The following is a 19,551-nucleotide window of genomic DNA, read 5'->3' on the forward strand; positions in this document are numbered from 1 at the left end:
CAGCCTTTTCGTCCGTGCAATTCCCTGCCGCCACGGGTAAAAGGAAAGCTATGAAAGTGATTGGCATTATCCCCGCCCGCTATGCCTCGACGCGCTTCCCGGCCAAGCCGCTGGCACTGGTTGCTGGCAAACCGCTGATCCGGCATGTGGTCGAACGCTGCCAGCGGGCCAAATCGCTTGCGCAGGTGATCGTAGCCACCGACGACACCCGCATTTGGGAACTGGCAAAGCGCTTCTGCCATGCCGAGATGACCTCCCCCAATCACCCGACCGGCTCGGACCGCATCGCCGAAGTAGCTGAGCGCTGCGCCTGCGATGCCATCGTGAACATTCAAGGGGATGAACCGCTGATTGATCCGGCTGTGATTGACGCCGTGGCCGACGCGCTGGCGCGAGCGGAAATATCCACCGCTGCGACCCCAATTAAGGAGCCGGGCGAGTATGCGGATCCAAACGTGGTGAAAGTCGTTGTCAATGCTGCTGGCCGGGCGCTATATTTTTCCAGGCGCACGATACCGTACGTGCGCGACGCCGCCAGTGGCTCGGTGAGCGAACAGTTGGCGGCGTTTCCCTTTTTGAAACACCTCGGCATTTACGGTTATCGCCGGGAGGCATTGCTGCGTCTGGTCAAATGTCCGGCCTCTCCGCTCGAACAAGCGGAGAAATTGGAACAGTTGCGCGCATTGGAAAACGACATCCCGATTGCCGTCGTGAAGGTGGAATATGATAGCGTAGGAGTGGATGTGCCGGCAGACGTCAAACGTGTCGAACGGCTGCTCACCGGGGGATAGAATCAACAGGTAGCAGGCCGTTAATAAACCCCAGTCCCTGAAACCCGCCGCGCTCGACGCCACCAGGCCCCAGAATTAACTCAAACACCTATAGACCAATCCATGAAGTACATATTTGTAACGGGCGGAGTGGTTAGTTCTTTGGGCAAGGGTCTCACGGCCGCCTCGCTCGGCACGCTTCTTGAAAACCGCGGTTTAAAGGTCGCCCTGCAGAAATTTGACCCTTACCTCAACGTTGATCCGGGCACCATGAGTCCCTACCAGCACGGCGAAGTGTATGTGCTAGACGACGGCGCGGAAACAGACCTCGACCTTGGCCACTATGAGCGGTTTACCAGCGTGCGGTTGACGCGGCTTAACAACCTGACGAGCGGCCAAGTGTATCAAACGGTGCTCAACAACGAGCGCGAAGGCAAGTACCTCGGCAAGACCGTGCAGGTCATCCCGCACGTAACCGACGAAATCAAGAACCGGATTCATGTGTTGGCGGAGCAATCTGGTGCCGACGTAATTATCACCGAGATTGGTGGCACCACCGGCGACATCGAAGGCTTGCCGTTCCTTGAAGCCATCCGGGAATTCGTGCTCGAAGTCGGGCAGCACAATGCGATCTTCGTCCATGTCACATACGTGCCTTTCATCAAAGCCGCCGGCGAGCTCAAAACAAAACCGACACAGCAATCTGTCGCCAAGCTGCGTGAAATCGGCATAACGCCTCACATCGTTGTCTGCCGCTGCGAGAAGCCTTTAGAAAAGGAAGTGCGGCAAAAAATCTCTCTGTTCTGCAATGTGCCGTTTGAATCGGTGGTAGAGGAAAAGGACGTTGACCACACGATTTATGAAGTCCCGCTGATGCTCCAGCGGGAACGCGTCGATGATTTGGCGTGCAACCTACTGCACCTGGATACACCGCCGGCCAAAATGGCGCACTGGCAGGAGATCATCCGCAAGCTCATCGCCCCGCAACATCGGGTCCGCATCGGCGTTGTGGGCAAGTATATCGAGTTGCACGACGCGTATAAGTCGGTCTATGAGGCAATCAGCCACGGCGGCATCGCCAACGATTGCGGGGTGGAAGTTCAGAAGGTTGATGCCGAGGAAATTGAACGGGACGGCGCGGAGCGATACCTCAAGGGCTTGGGCGGCATCCTGGTGCCCGGCGGCTTCGGCAACCGGGGAATTGAAGGGAAGGTCCAAGCCGCGCGTTACGCTCGCGAACGCCATATTCCTTATCTCGGCCTCTGCCTGGGCATGCAAATTGCCACCATCGAGTTCGCGCGTAATGTCCTCAAGCTGGCCAAGGCCCACTCCACGGAGTTTGATCCCAGCACCCCTCATCCGGTTATCGCCATGCTCGACGCTCAGACCAAGGTGACCCGCAAGGGGGGCACGATGCGGTTAGGGGCTCAGCCATGCCAGTTGAAGGTGGGGACCAGGACGGCGCAGCTCTACGAGGCCTTCGTGGTCCGCGAACGCCACCGCCATCGTTACGAGTTCAACAACGCCTACCGCGAGCGATTCCTCAAGGCGGGCTTTGCCTTTAGCGGTCAGACACCCGACGGCAAACTGGTCGAGATCATAGAACTGCCAGATCACCCGTTCTTCATCGCCAGCCAATTCCATCCCGAGTTCCGCAGCAAACCGCACCAACCGCACCCGCTGTTTACAGGCTTCATCGCCGCAAGCCTGGCCCATGGTCGCCAGAAGCCAATGGAGCCTCACTCGTGAGAATATCTCGAACGATCACCCAGAGATGCCTCTCTGACCAACGAGTTGTCGCCATCTCGTGTTGAAGGGTGTGCCGCCAGTCTCCACCTCCAGCGAATGACCTACCCCCACGCCATCCGGTTCCTGTATAACCTCCGCTGGTTTGGAGCCAAGCTCGGCCTGAGCAACACCTTCAAGCTAGCGGCGCTAGCAGGCAATCCCCAGGACCGACTGCGCTTCATCCACGTCGCCGGCACGAACGGCAAAGGCTCGACCTGCGCCATGCTGGAGAGCATTTACCGAACGGCGGGCTTGCGGGTGGGCCTGTTCACCTCCCCTCACCTGGTCGCCTTTGGCGAACGCATCCAGGTCAACCGCCACCCCCTCTCGCAGCGCGAGACCGTGCGGTTGGTTGCCGAGATGCAGCCGCTGCTGGAAGATGGCTGGGGGACGTCTGGCAGCACCGCACAGGCCCTTGGCTCGGCACGTACTGTGGAACCACGCGGACCGGTGACTCCCCCTTCCAGCGGAGTGGAAAATCCAACCTTCTTCGAAGTCGTCACCATTATGGCGTTGCGCCATTTCGTCGAGCGACAATGTGACCTCGTAATTTGGGAGACCGGCTTGGGCGGGCGGTTGGACTCCACGAATATCGTCACCCCTCTACTCAGCGTCATAACCAACATCCAATACGATCACCAGGAGTGGCTCGGCGAGACGCTGGCCAGCATCGCCGCCGAGAAAGCCGGCATCATCAAGCCCGGCATTCCCGTTATCACTGCCACGGAAGGAACCGAACCACTGAAGGTGCTTGCGGATACCGCCCGGCGTCAGAAGGCTCCGCTCACAACCCTCTCCTCCCAGGAAGCACTCCGCCCGCCCCTGGATACCCTCCAACTGCCGCTGCTCGGCCAACATCAGCGGATGAATGCCGCCGTTGCGGTAGCCACCGTGCGGGCGCTTGCCCCGCAGCTTCCCGCAGGTGAGGACACGATCCGCGCCGGTCTGGCCCATGTGCACTGGGCCGGCCGCCTGCAACTGGTGACTCGCCCCACAGGGCAGAAGGTCTTGCTCGACGGCGCCCATAATGTGAGCGGCGCTCAAATCCTCGTTGCCGCGGTGAAGGACTACTTTCCATCCGCGAAACCCACCCTGGTGCTCGGCATCCTTCGCGACAAGGACTGGCCAGGCATGTGCCGAATTCTAGCACCGCTGGCCGGGCGCATTCTGCTGGTCCCAGCGCCCAGCGAACGCAGCGCTACACCGCAGGAGCTCGCCGAAGCGTGCCGGCGCGCCAATCCAACCGCACGCGTCAGCTCATATCCTTCCCTGGGCGAGGCTTTGGCCAGCACTTCTGGCGACGACTTTGTCACCGTCGCCGGTTCGCTTTATCTCGTCGGCGAGGCCATGGAACTACTGCACCTGTCTCCGGCAAAGCCGGCTGACGAACGCGGCCTCAATGAATGGAGCAGCCCGACCACCCCCCTGCCAAACAACGATGTTGGCAGATGAGTCAGATTGACTAATAATGGAGCTTCTAGCTGAAATCAGTTCAGTTTTCTTGACGGCTGGCGGCTTGCGACTAGATTTCATGCGTTACCCAGCACCGGGCAAACTCTGGCCTGCCGGGTGCGATTGCCGATGAACATCATTACGAACGTATTCAAGTCGTCACTCGGTAAGAAATACATCATGGCGGTAACAGGCTGCTGCCTGTTCCTGTTTGTGATTGGGCACATGGTGGGCAACCTCCAAATCTTCCTGGGCCGGGAGGCGATAAATCGCTACGGCCACTTCCTGCAATCCAATCCCGAGTTGATCTGGCCTGTGCGGCTGGGTCTGTTAGTGGTGCTGGTGTTGCACATCTGGTCAGCGATAGTGGTCTCGCTGGAAAACAAGGCGGCGCGACCCGTAGGCTATGATGCCTATAAACCCATTGGGTCCAGCTACGCCTCGCGAACGATGTTGATGGGCGGAATCATCGTCTTCGTGTTCATTGTCTATCACCTGCTGCACTACACCGCCCAAGTGCAGCACCTCAATTTCACTCACCAGAACTTCGCTGCCTTCATGGAGAAGCTCCCCGGGCAATTTCCGCCGGAACGGCACGACATTTACAGGATGATGGTTGTAGGCTTCAGCAAGCCCCTGGTGTCAGGCTTCTACTTGCTGGGATTGGCGCTGCTGAGCCTGCACCTCAGCCACGGGGCCAGCAGCATGTTCCAATCGCTGGGCTGGAAGAACGAAACCTATCGGCCATTCTTCGATCGAGCGGCCCGGGTGGTCGCGTGGCTGATCTTCCTCGGCTATTCCTCCATCCCGATTGCAGTCCTCTGCGGCTTCGGAAAGGAAGCCTTGAAATGACCCTCGACGCCAAAATACCAAGCGGCCCGCTGGCCGGGAAGTGGGACAAGCACAAGTTCGACCTCAAACTGGTCAACCCTGCGAATAAGCGGAAATTTGACATTATTGTCGTCGGCACCGGCCTGGCCGGCGCATCGGCCGCAGCCTCCCTGGCGGAGCTGGGCTATCAAGTCAGATGCTTTTGCTTCCAGGATAGCCCTCGCCGCGCCCACAGCATCGCCGCCCAAGGCGGTATCAATGCCGCCAAGAACTATCAGAACGACGGCGACAGCGTTTATCGGCTTTTCTATGACACGATCAAGGGGGGAGATTTCCGCGCCCGCGAAGCAAATGTCTATCGTCTCGCCCAGGTCAGCGTGAACATCATTGATCAATGTGTCGCCCAAGGCGTTCCTTTCGCGCGCGAATACGGCGGTCTCCTCGCCAATCGTTCGTTCGGCGGAGCGCAGGTCTCACGCACCTTCTACGCCCGCGGCCAAACTGGCCAGCAACTGCTGCTCGGTGCCTACCAGACCCTCTGCCGCCAGATTAGCCTCGGTGCGGTGCAGATGTTCCCGCGCACCGAGATGCTTGACTTGGTGGTCATCAACGGCCACGCCAAAGGCATCGTCGTGCGCGACCTGATCACCGGCCAGGTTTCCTCCCATGCCGGCGATGCTGTCGTGCTGGCCACCGGCGGGTATGGTAATGTCTTCTTCCTTTCCACCAACGCCAAGGGATGCAACGTCACCGCCACCTGGCGCGCATACAAGAAGGGTGCCTGCTTCGCCAATCCCTGCTACACCCAGATCCATCCCACCTGCATCCCTGTCAGCGGCGACCACCAATCGAAACTGACGCTCATGTCCGAGTCGCTGCGCAACGACGGCCGCGTCTGGGTGCCCAAGCGCAAGGAAGACTGCACCAAGCCTCCCGGCTCCGTCCCCGAATCGGAACGCGATTACTACCTGGAACGCAAATACCCGAGCTACGGGAACCTGGCACCTCGTGACATCTCCTCGCGCGCAGCCAAGGCGGTCTGCGACGAAGGTCGTGGCGTCGGACCGGGCGGGCTAGGCGTTTACCTCGATTTCGCCGACTCCATCAAGCGGCTGGGTGAGAATGTCATCCGCGAGCGCTATGGCAACCTGTTCGACATGTATGAGAAGATCACCGGCGAGAACGGCTACCAAGTGCCGATGCGCATCTATCCCGCGGTGCACTACGCGATGGGCGGCACGTGGGTGGATTACAATCTCATGACTACGCTGCCTGGGCTGTTCGTGCTTGGCGAGGCGAACTTCTCCGATCACGGCGCAAACCGGCTCGGCGCCAGCGCCCTCATGCAAGGGCTGGCTGATGGCTACTTCGTCATCCCCTACACCATTGGACACTACCTCGTGACCTCCAAACAGCCGAAACCCTCGGTCAGCCACGCGGAATTCAGGAAGGCTGAGTCCGACATCAACGCCTTCACCAGCCGCTTGCTTGCAGTAAAGGGCAAGCGCACCCCGACCTCTCTGCACCGCGAATTGGGCAAACTCCTTTGGGAAAAGTGCGGTATGGCGCGCAATGAAGCCGGACTGAAAGAGGCCTTGAAACGAATCCCTGTGTTGCGTGAGGAATTCTGGAAGACGGTCAATGTCACCGGCGAGAGCGGCGAGTTGAACCAATGCCTGGAGTACGCCGGCCGCGTGGCTGACTTCATGGAATTTGCCGAACTGCTCTGCCTCGACGCCCTGCACCGCCGCGAATCCTGCGGCGGCCATTTCCGCGAGGAATTCCAAACCCCCGACGGCGAGGCGCAGCGCGACGACGAGAACTTTGCTTACGCCGCCGCCTGGGAATACCAGGGCCCGGACAAACCGCCCGTATTACACAAGGAAGCCCTGGACTATGAAGAAGTCCATATGAGCACCCGCAGCTATAAATGAACCTGACCCTCAAAGTTTGGCGCCAGAGGAACGCGACCACTCTCGGCCGGTTCGAAACCTACCAGGCCCGCGACCTCATCCCGGACATGTCTTTCCTGGAGATGCTCGACGTGGTCAACGAGGACATCATGGCGCGCGGCGGGGACCCGATCGCCTTTGATTCCGACTGCCGCGAAGGCATCTGCGGGATGTGTTCGTTGGTTATCAGCGGCATCCCCCACGGCGGCCATCGTGGCACCGCGACCTGCCAGCTTCACCTGCGGCATTTCAAGAACGGCGACACCGTCACCATCGAACCCTGGCGGGCGAAGGCCTTCCCCATCGTCAAAGACCTGATCACAAACCGCAGCGCCTTTGACCGCATCATCCAGGCCGGTGGCTTTGTGTCCGTCAACACCGGCGGCGCACCGGACGGCAACGCTATCCCAATCCCCAAGACCGCCGCGGAATCCGCGATGGACGCCGCCGCGTGCATCGGTTGCGGCGCCTGCGTGGCGGTTTGCAAAAACGCCTCAGCCATGCTCTTTGTCGCCGCCAAAGTCTCGCACCTCAACCTCCTCCCGCAGGGCAAAGCCGAGAAAGACCGCCGAGTTCTCAACATGGTGAAGCAAATGGACGAAGAAGGCTTCGGCAACTGCACCGTCACTGGCTCGTGCGAAGCCGTCTGCCCAAAAGAAATCAGCCTCAACTTCATCGCCAAGATGAATCGCGACTACGGAGCGGCCATACTCAAAGGGCGATAGTCAACCATCACTTCTGATAGGAAACTGGTGGGTGGTGCGGCTGACCGTAGCGAACAGCAACGAGCGCACAAGACAACACACCCACGGGGGTCTCACCTCCTTCCACGCACCAAGCTTGTTCCAGCGACCTGCCCCGCGCAGACCAACGGCCAAACCAAATTCTAGCAGACCCGGCTCAAATAGGACTGCGCCGATGCAGGCTCTGCCGTTTTACGGGCCTTTCGTCCGCACCAGCGCAGTCAAACTCTTTCGCCCGTTAGCCATGCTGTCGCACGGTGCCCCCGCTCATCAATGCCGCCAACGGCCTCGCCTGTTGCACAATCGTTCCCCTTCGCGCATCCATGGCCAATCGCTTCACCGAGCAACATAACTCTCGCCGTCAGCTTTGCAACCGGTCGGAAGATCAGGACTGCTTCGCGTTAACCTCCTGCGCCGGAATTCTCGTCGGCGCCAACCTCCCTGACCTCGGCAGCAGTCCCCAATAACCAGGGAGGGAACCTGCTCGGCAAGTACCATACCCCTGCGCACTTATCCGACCAAGCAATCATCCTCTGGCCGTGTGCTGGCCGTCCAGGGACTGTCCCATGGGGGCGTCTCCCTCGCGGTGGAGACGCGCCCCGCAGCCGGCGCCTTGTCATTGCGGATTCCTGAACTACTCGAGTTTTTGCATCGCCTCGTCCGGCGGCAACGACAAGAGCAACCGCACTACCGTCATCGTCTGGCCAGGCAGGACGAAGTCGGGTGCGATCTCGCTCAATGGCTGTAGCACAAATCGGCGCAGGTGTGCGCGGGGATGGGGCAGCGTTAGATTTGCGGTCGCGCGCCTCTCATTGCCGAAGGCAATCAAATCCAGGTCCAGCGGCCTCGGTTCATTCAAGACCTGTTTGGGCCGGCGGCCAGACTCCCTTTCGAGCGCCTGCAGTTTGAGCAACAGCGACTCCGGCGTCTCCCCCGCTCGCGGCCACAGGCCCACGACCGCATTCACAAAGACAGGTGAGCCCGGCGGACAATTCACCGGCGTAGTCCGCCAGAGCGACGACCGCAACGAAGGTGTGTCGGACAACGCCTGTAACCGGCTCATCCCCAGGAGGATATTCTCTCGGGCGTCGCCGAGGTTAGCCCCTAGCGCCACAATCGCCAGCTTCCCGAGTTCGGCCTTCGGGCCTCGGATCTCGGACTTCATTTCAAGCCCAGCACATCCTGCATGTCGTAAAGCCCGGGCTTCTGCCGCACCACCCATCGCGCGGCCCGCAACGCCCCCTCAGCAAAAGTCTCCCGCGTCGAAGCCTTATGCGTCAACTCGACCCGCTCGCCTGTCCCGGCAAAGATCACTGTGTGCTCGCCCACCACGTCCCCTCCGCGCACCGAATGCACCCCAATCTCCTCCGGCGTCCGCTCGCCCACGATGCCCGACCGTCCATGCCGCACCACCTTGTCACGTTGCTGCCGGCGCACCAACGCCAGGATATCCGCCAGCGTTTTGGCCGTCCCGCTCGGGGCGTCCCGCTTCAGGCGGTGGTGCATCTCGACAATCTCCAGGTCAAAACCCGGACCTAGTATCTCCGCCGCCTTGCGCGTCAGCCAGAACAGCGTGTTCACGCCCGCAGAGAAGTTCGAGGAGAAAACGATGGGGATTTGCGCCTGGCAGCTGCCAATCTGCGACTTGCCCTCCTCCGAATGGCCGGTCGTGCCCACCACGATCGCCTTCCCGTGCGCGGCGCAAAGTGCGGCGATGGCAGGGGTGGCGCTGTGCGAGCTGAAGTCAACGATCACGTCGCCCCGCCCGATCACGGATTGCAGATCATCCCCCTTGTCTATCTGGCCGACGATCCGCAGATCGTGATAACGCGCGGCGCAGGCGATGATCGCCCGCCCCATGCGGCCTTTGGAACCGGTGACGACGATTTTGGTCATACGTGTTACGTGGTGCGTGTAGCGTGGTAGAGTGGAACACACATCACGCAACACTATCCTGCTTCAATACGCCCACCGCCCTGGGAAAAGTCAAGCGCCTGGATTCAATGCCTTTTTCACTTGAAGCCCGCAACGGTTCCTGCCATAAGACACGCATTGCGTAAATCCGCCCTTATGTAAGGGTCATCAGTCAGTTCAACCGAAAACGAACCGGAATCTAGAATGACAAATAACAACGTGCGCGGTGTTTATCCGAGATTGCAGTTGGCGTATCTGCTGCAATTTGCGATTTGGGGGAGTTGGTGTGTGGCCCTCGGCGGTTACCTCAACGGGAAGATGAGCGGCCCTCACATCGGGTATCTCTACATGGCGATTCCGTGGGGGGCGATTATCGCGCCGATGTTCATTGGTCCGATCGCTGACCGTTACTTCTCCGCCCAAAAGGTTCTGGGGCTGCTGCATCTAATCAGCGGCGCGGCGTTGGTAGCCTGTGGTGTCATCTGTGTGCAGGCGGAGGCCGGTGCGGCAGGGGGGACGGTTGTGGTTCCATTTGCGTCGCTGATGGTGTTGATGCTTATTTCGGGAATCTGCTTCATGCCTTCCATCGCATTGATCAACACCGTTGTGTTCAAACACATTCCAGATTCGGCATCGGCCCCCAAAGTGTTTATATTTGGAACCGCCGGCTGGATCCTGGTGAATCTGGTTGTGGAGATCTTCGGGGGCGGTGCCGCGCGTCCTAATTTCTTCTTCGTGGGTGGCGCCTGCGGTATCTTCCTCGGGCTTTACTCCTTCACTTTGCCGGATACGCCCCCCAAGGGAGCCCCGGCGCAAGGGGAGAAGAAGGACCTGTTTGGCCTAGGGGCATTGGCCATGTTCAAGTCCCCCACGTTCACCATCTTCGTCTTGTGCGCGTTCATGGCCAGTATTTTCGGGAGTAACTACTTCTTCCCGTCCGTGGTTCCCTACCTGAGCGAGTTCGGCTATCCGGCGCCGGTCGCACTGGGCACGCTCAACCAGTTCTCGGAGCTCTTCTTCATGGCCATCCTGCCGTTCTGCGTCGCCCGGATCGGTCTCAAGTGGGTTCTGGTGATCGGCATGAGCGCTTGGGCCGCACGGTATTTCATCTTCACGCTGACAGGGTTCCAGTTCGCGCTGATCGGATTGCTCTGTCACGGGATGGGCTACGCGTTCCTTTATACAGCGGCTTACATGTTCGGCGACCGAGTCGCACCGACGCATCTCAAGGCCAGTGTGCAGAGTCTGCTGGCGTTCCTGCTGCTGGGAATTGGACAGGTGCTTAGCGGTTACGCTTTCGGCTACCAATTTGAGCGCAACGCCCCGGCGATCACCAAGACGGTCGTGATCGAGGAAGGGAAACCAGCGAAGGGACTTCCCGCCTGGAATGATCCAGCAATGGAAACGTCGGGGTGGCGGTACCTTGATCTGGCCAAATCGGTCAAATACTTGCGGGGTGACAAGAATGTCTTTAACTTTGGGGAGCACCTTGGCCTTTATACCAAGGAGGATGGCTCGATTGACCTCGCCAAACTGCCGGAAACCTGGGAGGTGGGCGGGGTGTCCTACAGCAAAGCCGAGTTGAAGGCGACTTTCGATAAGATCGGCACTCAGGTTACCCGTGAGGACTATCTCAAGGCCCAGCGGCATAACTGGAAGGGTTTCTTCATCCCTGCGGCCATCTTCGTCCTGGTCTGGACAGTCTTGTTCATCGTGTTCGGCCGGCAACCGGCCGAGGTTCCAGCCGAACCCGCGAAGACCTAGGCAGGGTTCGCTACACTATTAAACCCGCGCGTGATGCGTGAGGCCTGAACTCACGCACCACGTTTCGTTGCCTACTGCAATACGCCGACGGCCTTCAGAGTCGTGCGCAGCAGCTCGCGGTTCTTCGGGCTCATGGGGACCAGCGGCAAGCGATACTCTTCCTCGATCCGGCCCAGCATCGCCAGCGCAGCCTTCACCGGCACCGGGTTGGTCTCGATGAACAGGTCCTTAAAGAGTGGGTAATACTTCCGGTGCAGCCTCAAGGCCGCCTGGATCTTTCCCGCTGCGAATGCCCGGACCATCTGCGCGACCGGGCGGGGAATGACGTTCGAAGCCACGCTGATCACGCCCCGCGCGCCGACCGCCATGAAAGGCAGGGTCAGCGAATCATCACCGCTCAGTATCTCAAAGCGCGGCCCGAGAACCGCTCGCAACTGGCTCACACGGTCAGCGTTGCCGCCCGCTTCCTTGATACCAATGATATTGCTGCACTCCCGCGCCAGACGCCGGACTGTGTCCACGCCAATCTCAATGCCGCACCGGCCAGGGACGCTGTAGAGCACAATGGGCAGGCGCGTCCGGCGCGCGACCTCGCGGAAGTGCTGGAACAGACCCTCCTGAGTTGGCTTGTTGTAATATGGCGCCACCTGCAGGGAGCCATCGACTCCGGCCTGCTCGGCTCGCCTGGTGAGGAGAATGGCCTCGCTGGTGGAGTTGCCGCCGGTGCCGGCGAGCACCTTGATCCGGCGCCGCGCGAATTTCACCGACAAAGCGATAATATGGATGTGCTCATCGTAGTCCACCGTCGGCGACTCGCCGGTGGTGCCGACCGGCACGATGCCGTCCACGCCGCCCCGCACCTGAGCCTGCACCAGGTTCTTGAGGGCTGCTTCGTCAACCTTGCCATTCCTGAATGGCGTTACAATAGCTGTGTGAGTTCCAGTGAACATACCGGGATAGCGTCATCACAATGAGACGCGATGCCGCATCTCAAATTTCAATCTTTCCCTCGAAGACAAACTCCGCCGGGCCGCTCAACCGCACACCCGTAAACTCCCCATCCGCGTCCTTGAAGCTGACTTCCAGTTCTCCCCCGCCCTGGACCTGCACCTTCACCGGAGACGTGAAACCGTGCAGCCGCGCCGCCACCAGCGCCACGGCTGTCACACCCGTCCCGCAGGCCAGCGTTTCGCCTTCCACGCCGCGCTCGAAGGTCCGCACCCGAATGTGATTCGGCCCAAGCCGCTGCGCGAAATTCACGTTAGTGCCCTTCGGGCCGAAGTGCGGGTGCCGGCGAATTTCAGGGCCAAGCTGCTGCAGCATCACCCGGTCGGCGTCGGCCACGAACACCACCGCGTGCGGCACCCCCGTGCTGATCGAGTGAATCGTCTCCATGCCCGTCGAGAGCGGGATCCGCTGGTTAAGCCGCAAGTCGCGTGGTGGCGTCAGGTTCACCGTGACCCGCCCCCCCTGAAAGCTGGCGGTGATGACCCCCGCTCCCGTTTCGAACGTCAACCCCCCACTCAGCCCGGCGACCTTCTGCACGAAGCGCGAAAAGCACCGCGCCCCGTTGCCGCACATCTCGCCCGTGCTGCCGTCGCTGTTGTAGAATTCCCAGGCCCAATCCGCCTTGCCCGAAGCCGACGGCACCAGAACCAGAACCCCATCGGCCCCTACCCCGCGATGCCGGTCGCAAAGCCGCACCACTTGCTCGGGAGACAGCCTGACCTTCTGTGCCCGGTTATCAATAAGCACAAAGTCATTCCCTGCCCCGTTCATCTTGGTGAATTCCAGTACCATCAGTGCAAAAGATAATCTGCGGAGGGTCGGGTGTCGAGACGGGAGTGCCGCAGACGGCGAGGTGCCGCTGCTCGACGCCCGCCGGCGGGGCGTGTATCTTCGCAATATGCGCTCTGCGTTGAACGCTCTGCCGCCGCTGATCCTGGCTTCCGCATCACCTCGGCGGTCGGACTTGCTGCGCCAGTTGCGCGTGGAGTTCAAGGTCGTGCCGGCGGACCTGCCGGAAATCCATCACGAGCAGTTGACGGCCCGCGAGCTCTGCCAGATCAACGCCTACCGTAAGGCGCGATTTGTTGCCAAGAAAGCTCCCGACGCACTGGTGCTGGCGGCAGACACCCTGGTTTACTTGCATAGCATGCTATTTGGCAAGCCGGGCGACATCCAGGAGGCGTACCAGATGCTGAGACGCCTGGAAGGCCGATCTCATCAGGTGGTAACCGGGATTTGCCTATTGCATCTCCGGGGCCATCGCCAGGCTGTCTTCGCGGAAACTACCACCGTGGCCTTTAAGCCGCTGGATGAGGCGGCCATCGCTCGTTACCTGAGCCGGGTCAACCCGCTGGACAAAGCAGGCGCGTACGCCATTCAAGAGCACGGGGATCTCATTGTGAAGGAGATCACCGGTTCCTACAGCAACGTGGTCGGCTTGCCCATGGAACGACTTGCCGCCGAACTGAAGTCGTGGGCCGCGACGTGAAGGTGCGCCTCAACTTTCACGTGGCGCGCGTCAGCCGCGGCTCAATTCCTGCCACAGATAAGCGCTCATCGCCTGGCCTTTGGCAAAGCACCCCAGGTCAAACTTCTCGTTCGGCGAGTGGGCGTTGTCGTCAGGCAGGGCCAGCCCCAGTAAAAGCGCGTCGGCGCGGAGTATCTTCTTGAAGTGGTTGACGATTGGGATTGAGCCGCCTTCGCGGACGAGCACCGGTTCGCGGCCGAAGGCCCGCTTGAGCGCGCGCAAGGCAGCCCGCGCCTGGGGTCCCGTGGGGGAAACCAGGTAAGGCTCCGCGCCGTGGCCCCCTTGGATGTCCAGGCGCACTGTCGGCGGGCACAGCTTCTCCAATTGCCGCCGGACGCACTTCATAACATGCTTCGGGTCCTGGTTGGGCACCAGTCGCACGGTGATCTTGGCGCGCGCCCAGGCCGGCACAATGGTCTTGCTCCCTTCGCCCTGGTACCCGCTCGTCAGGCCGTTTATCTCGAAGGTCGGCCGGGCAGAGCGCTGTTCCGCCGGGGTGAAACCGTGTTCGCCAAAGAGCTTTGGCACGCCCAGCAGACGCTGGTAATCGCGGGCATCAAAGGGCACTCGCGCATACTGCTTGCGCTCATAGGCGGACAACGGCTGCACGCCATCGTAGAAACCCGGGATCGCTACGCGGCCTTTCGCGTCGCGCAGTTTGCCCAAAAGTTGGCAGAGGGCCATCGCCGGGTTGTCCACCGTCCCGCCAAAAATGCCCGAATGCAGATCGCGCGATGGCCCATGCAACGTCACCTGGAAACTGGCAATGCCCCGCAGGGCGTAGGTCAGCGCGGGATGCTTCGACGTCGGCATGCCGGTGTCGGAGATCACAATCGCGTCGCAAGCCAGCTCGGACCGGTGCTCCCGCAGGAAAGTGGCCAGACTGCTGCTGCCAACTTCCTCCTCGCCCTCGATCACGAAGGTGATGTCGCATGGCAACGGCGTCTCCGTCTTGAGATACGCCTCCACCGCCTTAAGGTGCGCCAGGTTTTGGCCCTTGTTATCGCTGGCGCCGCGGCCGAAGATAGCGCCACGGACCACGCGCGGCTCAAACGGCGGCGAGGTCCACAAGCCGAGCGGTTCGGGGGGCTGCACGTCGTAATGCCCATAAACCACAAAATGCGGGCGGCGCGCCCCCCCTGACCTGGCCTGCGGCGTCCTGGCGATCACGATGGGATTGCCCGCGGTGGCGCAGAGCCGTGCCTGCAAGCCGATCCGGCGGCAGTGCTTCACGACCCATTCCGCGCACGCGCGCAAATCAGGGCGGTGCTGCGGCTGAGCGGAAACGCTGGGAAACCTTACGTAGTCGCAGAGTTCAGCCAGGGCGCGAGGTTGGTTCTGCTTGAGGTAGTTAATAACAGCTTGCATTACGGGCGTTGTAGCAGGGAAAGTCACGCTATGCAATCGCTGCCGACTCTCTTGCTCAAGCCCGGTGAAGCCGACCGCCTCCTCGCCGGCCACCCCTGGGTCTATCACGGGTCCGTTCTCCGGCTCACGCAGCCCGCCGCGGATGGCGCCCTGGTGCAAGTCAAAGACCATCGCCAGCGTCTTCTGGGCACAGGCTTTTACAACTCCAAGTCCAGGATCAACGTGCGCGTCCTATCGCCGGATCGCGTCGAGGTAAACCAGGCCTTCTTCGAGGAGCGCATTCGGGCGGCTCTGGCGGTGCGGCAGAAGCATTTGCCTGGCGCCACTTCCTTCCGCGTGGTGAATGCGGAAAGCGATTTCCTCAGCGGCCTCATCATAGACAAGTATGAGGACGTGCTGGTCGTGCAGATTTCATCGCTGGGCATGGACCAGCGCAAGGATCTGATTGTGGCCGCGCTGCAGGCCCTCTTCGCGCCGCGGGCAATCGTGCAACGGAGCGAGGTCGCCTCGCGCAAGTTCGAGGGCCTGGGAGAGGCCAGCGGTGTCCTGGCGGGAACGCTCGGAAGCCCGGCTTCGGTTACCTTAAACGGCCTGCGATTCGAGGCGGATGTGCTCGGCGGGCACAAGACCGGCCTGTATCTCGACCAGCAGGTGAATTGTCGGCGCGTGGCCGATTTGGCGAAAGGCGCGCAGGTGCTGGACTGCTTCAGCTTCGTGGGCGGGTTCGGGCTGCACGCCGCCCGGGCCGGAGCCGCGCACGTGCACATGCTCGACCAGAGCGCCGAGGCCCTGGCCGCTGCCGCGCGCAATGCGGCCGCCAATAACCTGGCCGGGCAGTGCTCATTCGAAACAGTGAACGTCTTCGATTGGTTCAAGATGCAGACTGCGACCCAGCCTCACGAGAAGCTCGTTCCCCGCTGGGATTTGATTGTGCTCGACCCGCCCTCCTTCACGCGCAACCGCGCTTCAGTGCCGGACGCCTTGCGCGGTTACAAGGAGATTCATCTGCGCGCGCTCAAGCTGCTCAAGGCCGGCGGCACACTCGCAACCTTCTGCTGCTCGCATCATGTGAATGCCGGTTTGTTCCAGGACACCGTCCTCTCAGCCGCGTTCGATGCCCGCCGCATCCTGCGCCGTATTGACACCTACTCGCAGTCCCCCGACCACCCGATCATCCCGATGATCCCGGAGACGGAGTATTTGAAGGGATTTGCGTTCGAGGTGGTAAAGTAGGCCTCTGCCGCCGTCTCCAAGCCCGGCCCGCCCTACGCTTTGAGCAGGTTGAGCTGCCAGCTCATCAATTCACCGGCGTGCTTATCCCAATCGTGGGCCAGGTCCGAGAGGACTGAGCGACTGGCAATGAGTGTGGGATCAATGCCAAGGCTGGCGCCATGAGCGTTGCGTCGCTTTTCCAGCTCCGCATAGCGCCGCCGTTCACCCTCGCTCGAGCGGCGCGCGACTCGGCGCGGGATTCTGGGGTATTGCTCGGGCGCAAGGCCAAGCCCCTGGGCAATAGCCTTGTTCACCCCGCTTCGGCGCCGTTCAGAGATGTGCCGCGGCAGAAACGGCTCGATGGCTTGATCTGCCACCGCGGCTGCGGCAATCCGGACCAGCGCCTCATGGCTCAACACAAAGAACGGCGGCCGGTTGGCGGCGAGGGCCTCCTTTTCGCGCCACCGCCACAGCTCCCGCAAGACCGCCAATGCCGGGCGGTCCAGGAGGTGGCTGCCTTTGACGCGCCAGACCGAGTCCATATCCGGGAGGCGGTGCGCCGTTGAGTCCTTGATGAGCCGCGCGCAAGATTCCTCCTGCCAGGCCAGCCGCCGCTTCGCATGCAGTTCGGACTTAAGGCGATCCGCCAAAGGCTTGAGGTAATGGGTATCGTTCCGCGCGTAATGTTCCATCCGCTGCGTCAGCGGCCGTATGGCCCAGTTGGCCTTTTGCGCCCCCTTCTCCAATTTGACGCCGAGATACTTCTCCACCAGATGGCTCAGCCCGAACTGCCGGAGACCCAACAGCCGCGCGCCGAGCATCGTGTCGAAGATGGCGCTGGGCACAAATTCGTGGTGCTTCCGCAACAGGCGCAGGTCGTAATCCGCGCCGTGCATAATCAGTTCCCGTCCGGTCAACGCATCCAGCAGCGGATCCAGATTAATGCGCGCGAGGGGATCAACGAGCCGGTCACCGGCGACCGTGCTGACTTGAATCAGGCAAATCTTCTCCGGGTAAGCATGCAAGCTGTCCGCCTCCGTGTCCACGGCTACCCACGCCGCCGCCCGGAGCACGGGCAGGAAGGTCTCCAGCTTGCGTTCAGTGTCAATCACAGATGGGAATATATTTGCGGCGCGGCCAAGGGCGATAGCTAAATCGCCGAAACCCTGCACCGATCCTCCCCTGGCAGCCCCCTCGCACGGGCATTACCAGCCAGGCAACTACGACGGCAGGGTTGCCTCAAGCCCATCGGTCGGATAGGGACGTTTCACCGAGACGTTTGTGCTTGCGCGGAATCGGACGTCTCGGCGAGGCGTCCCCGCCAACGAATGGTCGAGTTTGATGCACCCCTGCCCAACTGCCCACCGGTGTGGATTTGCTTGGACGGGATCATCGGAATTGGCTATTCCTCGGGAGATGCGACCGACTGTTGTACGGACGTGGGGCAAGACCCGCCTGCCACAAAGATCGTCCCTGGTGACACAGACGGCGACCATCCTCAAAGAGCGAATTCACGCGGGCGAATGGCATAGATGGCTGCCCGGGGAGCACGAGCTGTGCGCGGAGTTGCAGGTGGCTCGAATGACGCTGCGCGGGGCGTTGGCTCAGTTAGAGCGCGCCGGCCTGGTCCGGGCCGGCCAGGGCAAACGCCGCGAAATCCTGACGCGCCGGCGGCGAGCCGCGCCGGGGGTCAGCGGGCGGGTACTGCTCTTGACACCCGTGCCCCTGAGCGTGCTTTCCCACCTCCATGTCTATTGCGCCAACGAATTGCGCGAGGCGCTTGAGAAGGTCGGATTTCACTTTGAAATCCACGCCGAGCGGGGCCTGTACGGGCATGGCTCCGTCGCCAACCTCGAACGGTTGCTCACGCAACTCCGCCCGGCAGCCTGCGTCCTGGTGTCCTCGACAGAGAAGATGCAGCTCTGGTTCTCCCGGCGGCGTTTGCCCTGCGTGATCTGGGGAACCAAATACCCCGGTGTGGAGCTGCCTTCCGTGGATAAGGCCCACCGTGCGGTCTGCCGGCATGCCGTGGGCCTGTTCCTGGCCCGTGGCCACCGGCGTGCGGTCCTCCTGAATCCCGGTTCCGGCGCCGCCGGCGACCTCGAAAGCGAGGAAGGTTTCCGCGAAGGCGCCGCCCAGCACAAACAGGAGAATGTCGAAGCCACTATTGCCCGCCATGACGGCACGGTCGCCGATATCTGCAACGTCGTGGCGGCATTGCTGAGGCGGAGCCCCCTTCCAACCGCGCTGCTGGTTTCCCGCGCGGCATATGTGCTTACCGTCATGGGATACCTGATGCGGCGCGGCTTGCGCCTCCCGGAGGACGTCGCGCTGATCTCGCGCGATCACGAGCCTTTCCTGGACCAAATGGTGCCCAGCGTGGCCCGCTACGTGATCAGTCCCCACAATATGGCGCACCGCACCTTCACCACAGTGCTGGAGACCCTGCAAACCGGTTTGGTCAGCACGGCCAATTACCAGATCATGCCGACGTTTACCGAAGGCGAGACGCTCGGCCCCGGCCCGGCTCATCCCCCAGTTCCTCCAGGCTGAGATATTGCCAGCCGCGCAATCCCGGGCTGAATGATCCAACGCTGTCACCGTTCGGAGTCGCCCCTTGCCCCATCCATCAGTATCCCGTGGACAGAATAAGGTCCTTCGCGTATTTCCGGACAACCCCGATGACGATTGGTCGCCTCGCACCCCCTTTCTTTACCCAGAGCACCCCCGCCTGACGAGCGACGACGCCATTACAGTGCTCCCAAGCTGGCGTCAGCTTGCGGATGGCTTGGTAATGTGGCGATACCACGGTGTGTATCCCATGGGGAGCGCTCCCCATGGGATACACACCGTAGCACCACCATGTCGGCACCGGATCGCCCAGCCAAGGATGACGGGGTCAGCAGGCACTGGAGGAGGCGAGCAACCAGCATTACTGTCCAAAATATGGACAGTGCGGGACTGGAAATCACGTGCACCGATGCGGTTCTGGCTATGGCGGTTCAATGAATCCCGCAGCCGCAGACGCTAATTCGCTCCATTTCATCTCCTGCCCATGCGGCGTGCGCCGACTGACGTCTGGGGGGCTACGCCATTCCTCAAAACGCTCCAGGCCATCCAATCTGGATGGATGAGAAACACCATTGGCACCTCACGAAGATCTGTGAAGAAATCGGGTAGGAGGTGAGGGTTAGAACCTCACCGTCCTCCCACACCACCGG

General features: G+C 61.3%; 16 protein-coding genes. 10 read left to right on the top strand and 6 right to left on the bottom strand.

The features are described from left to right. Nucleotides 1–50: 50 nt before the first annotated feature. The 6 genes from kdsB to P5205_19430 all read left to right on the top strand — a co-directional run bounded on the left by kdsB (nt 51) and on the right by P5205_19430 (nt 7,518). Nucleotides 51–791 carry a 3-deoxy-manno-octulosonate cytidylyltransferase gene (kdsB, locus tag P5205_19405; protein ID HSA12532.1) on the top strand — a complete coding sequence of 247 codons (741 nt, stop codon included), beginning with the start codon at nt 51–53 and terminating at the stop codon, nt 789–791. Between the two features lie 102 nt (nt 792–893). After that, the gene (locus P5205_19410) at nt 894–2,519 is read left to right on the top strand and encodes a CTP synthase (protein ID HSA12533.1); all 1,626 of its coding nucleotides are present in this window, start codon (nt 894–896) and stop codon (nt 2,517–2,519) included. 96 nt (nt 2,520–2,615) lie between these two features. Continuing rightward, nucleotides 2,616–4,010: a folylpolyglutamate synthase/dihydrofolate synthase family protein gene (locus P5205_19415; protein ID HSA12534.1), complete on the top strand. Its 1,395-nt coding sequence runs from the start codon at nt 2,616–2,618 to the stop codon at nt 4,008–4,010. Nucleotides 4,011–4,139: 129 nt separating this feature from the next. Beyond that, nucleotides 4,140–4,862 (top strand): succinate dehydrogenase cytochrome b subunit, encoded by a 723-nt coding sequence (locus tag P5205_19420; protein ID HSA12535.1) that lies wholly within the window; start codon nt 4,140–4,142, stop codon nt 4,860–4,862. Beyond that, nucleotides 4,859–6,775 (top strand): fumarate reductase/succinate dehydrogenase flavoprotein subunit, encoded by a 1,917-nt coding sequence (locus P5205_19425; protein ID HSA12536.1) that lies wholly within the window; start codon nt 4,859–4,861, stop codon nt 6,773–6,775. Before P5205_19420 ends, P5205_19425 begins: the two co-directional genes overlap by 4 nt. Beyond that, a complete protein-coding gene (locus tag P5205_19430) occupies nt 6,772–7,518 on the top strand; it encodes a succinate dehydrogenase/fumarate reductase iron-sulfur subunit (protein ID HSA12537.1) in 747 nt (248 codons plus the stop codon). Before P5205_19425 ends, P5205_19430 begins: the two co-directional genes overlap by 4 nt. 652 nt (nt 7,519–8,170) lie before the next feature. On the opposite strand, the gene folK is transcribed toward P5205_19430, so the two are convergent. Together folK and dapB are read right to left on the bottom strand one after the other, a co-directional pair. Further along, nucleotides 8,171–8,701: a 2-amino-4-hydroxy-6-hydroxymethyldihydropteridine diphosphokinase gene (gene folK, locus P5205_19435; protein ID HSA12538.1), complete on the bottom strand. Its 531-nt coding sequence runs from the start codon at nt 8,699–8,701 to the stop codon at nt 8,171–8,173. Then, nucleotides 8,698–9,432, bottom strand: coding sequence for a 4-hydroxy-tetrahydrodipicolinate reductase (gene dapB, locus P5205_19440; GenBank protein HSA12539.1), 735 nt, complete (start codon nt 9,430–9,432; stop codon nt 8,698–8,700). The genes folK and dapB overlap by 4 nt, the downstream gene beginning before the upstream one ends. A gap of 222 nt (nt 9,433–9,654) precedes the next feature. Here dapB and P5205_19445 point away from each other — a divergent pair, with 222 nt between their 5' ends. Then, the gene (locus P5205_19445) at nt 9,655–11,214 is read left to right on the top strand and encodes an MFS transporter (GenBank protein ID HSA12540.1); all 1,560 of its coding nucleotides are present in this window, start codon (nt 9,655–9,657) and stop codon (nt 11,212–11,214) included. Nucleotides 11,215–11,285: 71 nt separating this feature from the next. Here the strand turns inward: P5205_19445 and dapA are convergent, their stop codons facing one another. Next, nucleotides 11,286–12,164: a 4-hydroxy-tetrahydrodipicolinate synthase gene (gene dapA / locus P5205_19450; GenBank protein HSA12541.1), complete on the bottom strand. Its 879-nt coding sequence runs from the start codon at nt 12,162–12,164 to the stop codon at nt 11,286–11,288. Between the two features lie 40 nt (nt 12,165–12,204). After that, complete coding sequence (gene dapF / locus P5205_19455) at nt 12,205–13,014, bottom strand: diaminopimelate epimerase (GenBank protein ID HSA12542.1); 810 nt, start codon at nt 13,012–13,014, stop codon at nt 12,205–12,207. A gap of 106 nt (nt 13,015–13,120) precedes the next feature. Between dapF and P5205_19460 the strand changes: the two genes are divergently transcribed. Next, complete coding sequence (locus P5205_19460) at nt 13,121–13,711, top strand: Maf family protein (GenBank protein ID HSA12543.1); 591 nt, start codon at nt 13,121–13,123, stop codon at nt 13,709–13,711. A 30-nt stretch (nt 13,712–13,741) separates the two neighbouring features. Here the strand turns inward: P5205_19460 and P5205_19465 are convergent, their stop codons facing one another. After that, entirely contained in the window at nt 13,742–15,118 is a 1,377-nt protein-coding gene (locus tag P5205_19465) for a dipeptidase (protein HSA12544.1), read from the bottom strand. A 30-nt stretch (nt 15,119–15,148) separates the two neighbouring features. Between P5205_19465 and P5205_19470 the strand changes: the two genes are divergently transcribed. Next, entirely contained in the window at nt 15,149–16,351 is a 1,203-nt protein-coding gene (locus P5205_19470; protein ID HSA12545.1) for a class I SAM-dependent rRNA methyltransferase, read from the top strand. 32 nt (nt 16,352–16,383) lie between these two features. On the opposite strand, the gene P5205_19475 is transcribed toward P5205_19470, so the two are convergent. Beyond that, nucleotides 16,384–17,442: an HRDC domain-containing protein gene (locus P5205_19475; protein HSA12546.1), complete on the bottom strand. Its 1,059-nt coding sequence runs from the start codon at nt 17,440–17,442 to the stop codon at nt 16,384–16,386. 304 nt (nt 17,443–17,746) lie between these two features. Between P5205_19475 and P5205_19480 the strand changes: the two genes are divergently transcribed. Further along, a complete protein-coding gene (locus tag P5205_19480) occupies nt 17,747–18,883 on the top strand; it encodes a substrate-binding domain-containing protein (GenBank protein HSA12547.1) in 1,137 nt (378 codons plus the stop codon). Nucleotides 18,884–19,551 lie beyond the last annotated feature (668 nt).

It is taken from the genome of Candidatus Paceibacterota bacterium, from assembly GCA_035452965.1.
Taxonomy (GTDB): Bacteria; Verrucomicrobiota; Verrucomicrobiia; order Limisphaerales; family UBA8199; genus UBA8199.

Coding starts and splice junctions, on each gene's coding strand:
- P5205_19465 (HSA12544.1), bottom strand. CDS start 15,118: ATGCAAGCTGTTATTAACTACCTCAAGCAGAACCAACCTCGCGCCCTG.
- P5205_19415 (HSA12534.1), top strand. CDS start 2,616: ATGACCTACCCCCACGCCATCCGGTTCCTGTATAACCTCCGCTGGTTT.
- P5205_19410 (HSA12533.1), top strand. CDS start 894: ATGAAGTACATATTTGTAACGGGCGGAGTGGTTAGTTCTTTGGGCAAG.
- folK (HSA12538.1), bottom strand. CDS start 8,701: ATGAAGTCCGAGATCCGAGGCCCGAAGGCCGAACTCGGGAAGCTGGCG.
- P5205_19470 (HSA12545.1), top strand. CDS start 15,149: ATGCAATCGCTGCCGACTCTCTTGCTCAAGCCCGGTGAAGCCGACCGC.
- P5205_19420 (HSA12535.1), top strand. CDS start 4,140: ATGAACATCATTACGAACGTATTCAAGTCGTCACTCGGTAAGAAATAC.
- P5205_19445 (HSA12540.1), top strand. CDS start 9,655: ATGACAAATAACAACGTGCGCGGTGTTTATCCGAGATTGCAGTTGGCG.
- P5205_19480 (HSA12547.1), top strand. CDS start 17,747: ATGCGACCGACTGTTGTACGGACGTGGGGCAAGACCCGCCTGCCACAA.
- dapB (HSA12539.1), bottom strand. CDS start 9,432: ATGACCAAAATCGTCGTCACCGGTTCCAAAGGCCGCATGGGGCGGGCG.
- dapF (HSA12542.1), bottom strand. CDS start 13,014: ATGGTACTGGAATTCACCAAGATGAACGGGGCAGGGAATGACTTTGTG.
- kdsB (HSA12532.1), top strand. CDS start 51: ATGAAAGTGATTGGCATTATCCCCGCCCGCTATGCCTCGACGCGCTTC.
- P5205_19425 (HSA12536.1), top strand. CDS start 4,859: ATGACCCTCGACGCCAAAATACCAAGCGGCCCGCTGGCCGGGAAGTGG.
- P5205_19460 (HSA12543.1), top strand. CDS start 13,121: ATGCGCTCTGCGTTGAACGCTCTGCCGCCGCTGATCCTGGCTTCCGCA.
- P5205_19430 (HSA12537.1), top strand. CDS start 6,772: ATGAACCTGACCCTCAAAGTTTGGCGCCAGAGGAACGCGACCACTCTC.
- dapA (HSA12541.1), bottom strand. CDS start 12,164: ATGTTCACTGGAACTCACACAGCTATTGTAACGCCATTCAGGAATGGC.